This is a genomic window from Sphaerisporangium sp. NPDC049457 (assembly GCF_055586705.1).
Window position 1 is genome coordinate 1 of sequence record NZ_JBVJHR010000025.1, and the last position, 5,278, is coordinate 5,278.

At 73.8% G+C, this 5,278-nt stretch carries 4 protein-coding genes and 1 pseudogene; 4 read left to right on the forward strand and 1 reads right to left on the reverse strand.

Features of this window, described 5'->3' with window-relative positions; genetic code table 11:
• The first annotated feature begins 759 nt into the window (after window positions 1-759).
• From ACZ6QO_RS32320 to ACZ6QO_RS32330, 3 genes are read left to right on the forward strand one after another with little or no spacing between them, the layout of a single operon-like run.
• Complete coding sequence (locus ACZ6QO_RS32320; protein WP_465856322.1) at window positions 760-1,536, forward strand: carotenoid biosynthesis protein; 777 nt, start codon at window positions 760-762, stop codon at window positions 1,534-1,536.
• Entirely contained in the window at window positions 1,524-3,029 is a 1,506-nt protein-coding gene (locus tag ACZ6QO_RS32325) for a phytoene desaturase family protein (protein WP_465856324.1), read from the forward strand. Before ACZ6QO_RS32320 ends, ACZ6QO_RS32325 begins: the two co-directional genes overlap by 13 nt.
• Window positions 3,026-4,243, forward strand: a complete 1,218-nt coding sequence (locus tag ACZ6QO_RS32330; RefSeq protein ID WP_465856326.1) for a glycosyltransferase family 2 protein — start codon at window positions 3,026-3,028, stop codon at window positions 4,241-4,243. Before ACZ6QO_RS32325 ends, ACZ6QO_RS32330 begins: the two co-directional genes overlap by 4 nt.
• Here ACZ6QO_RS32330 and ACZ6QO_RS32335 read toward each other — a convergent pair.
• Window positions 4,194-4,793, reverse strand: coding sequence for a glycerol-3-phosphate acyltransferase (locus ACZ6QO_RS32335; RefSeq protein ID WP_465856328.1), 600 nt, complete (start codon window positions 4,791-4,793; stop codon window positions 4,194-4,196). The genes ACZ6QO_RS32330 and ACZ6QO_RS32335 overlap by 50 nt on opposite strands.
• On the opposite strand from ACZ6QO_RS32335, the pseudogene ACZ6QO_RS32340 reads away from it, so the two are divergent.
• Window positions 4,765-5,278: pseudogene (locus ACZ6QO_RS32340) on the forward strand (hypothetical protein); the annotation flags it as partial. The gene ACZ6QO_RS32335 and the pseudogene ACZ6QO_RS32340 sit on opposite strands and share 29 nt — an antisense overlap.

Sequence of the window (5,278 nt, forward strand, 5' to 3'; positions counted from 1 at the left end):
AAACTCTCCAAACAATGTCTGAAGAACCATCCCGGCAGACACCCCGCACACAACATGCAGGATGCCAACCAAAGGAAAACCATCCCCACACCCACCAAAGAGCGTGGAAGACGGGAGTAATGCATATTCATGCACTGGCTTTTAACACACTGTTGAGTTCTCAAGAAACGGACGCGTACACCAACCGGAAACCAGACCCACAGGGCCCGACCCCCGTCCGGGGCGTTCATCTCGTCTGCCTTCATTTTAGCCGACCCGGTCGATCAGAGCCAAATCGCGGTGTTACCCGCACTTGACTTCCAACCATCCGAACCATCTAGCATTCAGGCCGCCCCGTCTCCAGGGCAACTCCACTAACTTACCTGACCAGAGTGGCCGGGTCAACTCGCAACGCGGCATCTCAGACGCAGATAGGTCTTTGGGAGTGCAGGAAGCCTAGCATCCTCTGGGAGTCGAATGATCCCCGGAGCCTCCGCCCGAACTCGGGTGGAGCGCGGCGGCGCCCTGCGAGATAGAACTCTAGCACCGGCTCGACGGCCAGATGGCCAAGTTGGGTCAGCCCACGGTTATTCCCTGGTCGCCAAAGCCCAAACCTTCGTGGCGGTGCTTCCGGTGCGGGGCCCGTGCGGCGACCCTCGCTTCACACGGACGGTTCGCCGGGCGGACAGTGCGCCGGGCTCCGATGCATCTGATGTTCCGCTCTCGATCGAATGACTACATGTGAACGCGCGGAGGACCCCCAGGGAAGGGGAGAGGGCGGTGCCCGGACGGCCGGAGGAGCATCTCGGGCGCGGCCGTGCCGAGACCGGCTACAACGTCGCCGGTACCGCACTGCTCGCCGCCATGGTGGCGGCCCAGGTGATGACGGGGCTGCGCCCCGAGAACCTGGGGCTGGTCAGCCTGGTCGTCGTCCTGATGTCGGCGGCCGCGATCGCCTACGCGGCGTCCGCGCACACGCTGCCCCGGGCGGCCGCCGCCTTCGCCGCGGCCGCGGTCACCGGCTACGCGGCGGAGTGGATCGGCACGAGGTCCGGCCTGCCGTTCGGCGCCTACCACTACACAGGGGCGCTGTGGCCGAGCCCGGGAGGCGTCCCGCTGATCGTGGCCCTGGCCTGGGGCGGCATGGGGCTGGCCGCCCAGGCGGTCGCTCGCCGCGTCGCGCCCGGCGGCCGTACGGCCCGGGCCTGCGTGGGCGCGCTGGCCCTCACTGCGTGGGACCTGTTCCTGGACCCGCAGATGCTCCGGCTCGGACTGTGGCAGTGGGAGGACGCGGGTCCGTACCGCGGAGTGCCGCTCACCAACTTCGCAGGCTGGTTCCTGGTGTCCCTGCTGGTCATGAACTTGATCGATCGGATCGCGGGCGACCCTCCCCAGGGAAGCACGGGACTGGTCGCCGTGTACGCCGTGATGGCGGTGATGGAGACGATCGGCTTCGCGGCCGTGTTCCGCCCGGTCGACCTCCTCGTCGCCACGGTGGGAGGAGTGGCGATGGGCACATGTGTCCTGCTGGCATTGGGGCGCCGATGGCGGAGGTGATCGTGGTCGGCGGCGGCGTGGGTGGCATGGTGTGCGCCCTGCTGCTCGCCCGTGACGGGCACGCCGTGCGGCTGTACGAACGCCTGCCCCGGCTCGGCGGCAAGCTCGCCGAGCACCGGCGCGAGGGGTTCACCTTCTCGCTCGGACCCTCGCTGCTGACCATGCCGCGGCTGTTCCGCGACCTCGGCATGTCCCTGGACCTCGTCGAGCCGGACGTCCTGTGCCGTTACCGCTTCCACGACGGGTCGTGCTTCTCGGCGTACCGCGACCCGGAGAGGACGGCGGCCGCGGTCGAGCGGCTCGCGCCGGGGGAGGGTGAACACTGGCGGGCCTTCCACCGTTGGGCCCGCGGCTGCCTGGAGGCATCGGAGCGCACCTTCTTCGCCGGGCCGCCGGCGTCGCTGCGCCGGCCGCCGGAACGGGCGCGTCCGGGAGACCTGCTGGCCGTCGCGCCCGGCCGCACCCTGCACGGGCTGGCGAGCGCGTTCTTCCGCGACCCCCGGCTGCGCCAGTACGTCGACCGGTACGCCACCTACGCCGGGTCGAGCCCGTACCGGGCGCCCGCGGCGCTCGGCTGCGTCCCGGCGATCGAGCACGGGGAAGGCGGCTGGTACGTGTCCGGCGGTCTCCCCCGCATCGCCGACGCCCTGGGCGCGCTGTTGCACGAGGCCGGCGTGGAGGTCCACCTGTCCACCGAGGTGACCGAGGTCCTGGCCGACCGCACACGGGTCCGCGGCGTGCGACTGGCCGGCGGCGAGGCGGTCACGGCGGCCGCCGTGGTGGTGAACGCCGACGCCGCGTCCTTGTACGGGCGGCTGCTCCCCGACCGGGCCCGGTTGCGGCGGATCGCGCGGCTCGGGCTGTCGTCCTCGGCGTTCCTCATGCTGGCCGGCGTGGAGGGGCGGACAGCGGACCTGCCGCACCATTCGATCGTGTTCTCCGCCGACTACCGCGAGGAGTTCGGCGACATATTCGAGCGGCGGCGTCCGCCGGAGGACCCGACCGTGTACATCGGCTGCTCGGCCGTGGACGACCCCTCGCAGGCGCCCGCCGGCGCGGAGAACTGGGTGATGCTGGTCAACGTCCCCTCGGGCGACCCCGCGCGCTGGCCCTTCTCCCCCGAGGCGTACGGGGCGCGCGTGCTGGAGAGGCTGGCCGAGCGCGGCCACGACCTGTCCGGGCGGCTGCGTTTCCTTGAGACCTCCACACCGGCGGACATCCGGGACCGCTACGGCGCCTGGGGCGGCGCGATCTACGGGGGCGCGTACGACGGCAGGCTGGCGCCGTTCCGCCGGCCCGGCAATCGGGGACCTCGGCGGGGCCTCTACCTGGTGGGCGGCTCGGTCCACCCCGGCGGTGGGCTGCCGCTGGTGACGATGGGCGGGCGCATCGTCGCCGAGCTCGTGAACGACGACCTTCGCGGCCGGGGCGCCGCAAACCGGGCGCACCGTGCTTCCCGCCGTCTAAGCACCCAACAGAGCGAGGCGCGGTGAACGGGCAGCGGGCATCCGCGGCGCAGGTCGTCCGTTCGCACCGCGGACCGGGGCCTGCGCGCATCGGACGCCTGCTCGCCGGGGCGCAGGCGCTCGCCGCCCTGGCCGTCGCCGCGCGGCTGGCGCGCGGCCGCCGCCGGCTGCCCCCCCTCGCCCCGGTGACCGCCCTGCCCGCACCGCCCGTCACGGTGGTGATCCCGGCCAGGAACGAGGAGGCCCGCATCGGCCCCTGCCTGGCGGCCGTCCTCGCCGACCCCGCCGTGACCGAGGTGATCGTCGTGGACGACGAGTCCTCGGACGGCACCGCCCGGATCGCCGCCGCGCTCGGCGCGACGGTGGTCTCGGGACGGCCGCTGCCCGCCGGATGGGTCGGCAAGCAGTGGGCGCTCCACCAGGGGCTGGTGCGGGCGAGCGGCGAGATCGTCGTCACGCTGGACGCCGACACCCGGCCGCGGCCCGGCCTCTTCGGCGCGCTCGCGGCCGCGCTGGAGGGAAGGGACCTGGTCAGCGCGGGTCCGCGCTTCGTGTGCGACGGCGCTACCGAGCAGGCGCTGCACGCCTCGTTCCTCGCCACGCTGGTCTACCGGTTCGGTCCCATCGGCCCGGTCCCACCCCCGCCGCCGCACCGCATCATCGCCAACGGCCAGTGCCTGGCCTTCCGGCGCGAGGCGATGCTGCGCGCCGACGGGTTCACCCGGGTGCGCGGCCACATGACGGACGACGTCGCGCTCGCCCGGACGCTCGCGGCGCGGGGATGGGCGGTCGGATTCCTCGACGCGGGAGACCTGCTGGAGGTCGACATGCACGAGTCGGCCGCCGAGGTGTGGCGGGAGTGGGGGCGGTCGCTGCCGCTCGCCGACGTGACCGGCCCCGGCCGGCAGGCCGCCGACCTCGCCGTCGTCTGGCTGGCCGCCGCCCTGCCGGTGCTGAGGCTCGCCGCCGGCCGGCCGACCCGGCTGGACCTAGTTCTGCTCGCCGCCCGGCTGCTGCTCTCGGGCGCGCTGCGGAGAAGCTACGCCAGGCCCGGCCCCGGCGTGGTCCTGTCGGCGCTGCTCGACCCGGCCACCGCCGTACGGCTGACCCTCGGGACGCTGCGGCCGGCGCGGACCTGGCGTCACCGCACCTACTCAGGGCGGGGCCGCGCCGCCGGCCCCGCCGCCGCGGTCACGAACGCCGCGCGGCCAGAGCCGCCTGTCCGAAGCGCAGGCCGATGAGGCACATCAGCGCGCCCGTCGCCGCGACGTGGCCGACCGGCGCGAAGGCGAGTTGCAGCACCGGCAGGGCGAACACGCCCACCCGGGCGCCGACGGCGAACGACCGGGCGAGCACTGCGGTGACGGCGAGCAGCGCCAGGCCGAGCGCGAACGCCGGCGGGCAGATGACCGCCAGCCCTCCCGCGAAGGTGAGGATCGAGCGTCCGCCGCGGAACCGCGCGAACACCGGCCAGGCGTGCCCGATCATCGCGGCCGCGACCGCGGTGTACGCGGTGAGCGCGCTGGGCTCGGCGACCACCCATGGGCCGGTCGTGTGCCCTCCGCCGGCCGCGAGCCCGAGCAGCCCGGCAAGCACGCCCTTGAGCATGTCGCCGGCGAAGACGGGCGCGGCCCCGCTCGCCCCGAGCCGCTCGCGCATGTTCCAGAAGCCGGGATTGCGGTCGCCCACGTCGCGAGGGTCGAACCCGTGGCCCCGGGCGACCAGCACCGCCACCGGGATCGAGCCGAGGAGGTAACCGCCGATGACCGAGACCAGCAGGGCGACCGGCACGGGGAACATCATCGCCTCGTTTCACCTCATCAGGTACGTGGATCTCGGCGCCGCGCGGTACATGGCGTTCGACCGGCCGCTGCTGCGCCGTACGGGCGGGCTGCTGTTCTGGCGGCTGCTCGGGACGGGACGGGGGCGGTCCATGACGCTCGGCGCGGACGCCCGCCGCTGGGCGCTGCTCGCGGTGTGGCGGGAGGAGGCGGCGCTGGACCGCTTCCTCGCGGACTCCCCCATCCCGTCCAGGTGGCGGCGCGAGGCCGCCGAGGCGTGGCAGGTGCGCCTGGCGCCGCTGGCCTCTCGCGGCCGGTGGGGCGGCGTCGCCCCGTTCGGCCCGGCCGTCGTCCGCGGAGGTGGGCCGGAGTCCGGGGAGCGGCCGGAGTCCGGGCAGGGGCCGGAGTCCGGGCAGGGGCCGGAGTCCGGGCAGGGGCCGGAGTCCGGGCAGGGGCCGGAGTCCGGGCAGGGGCCGGAGTCCGGGCAGGGGCCGG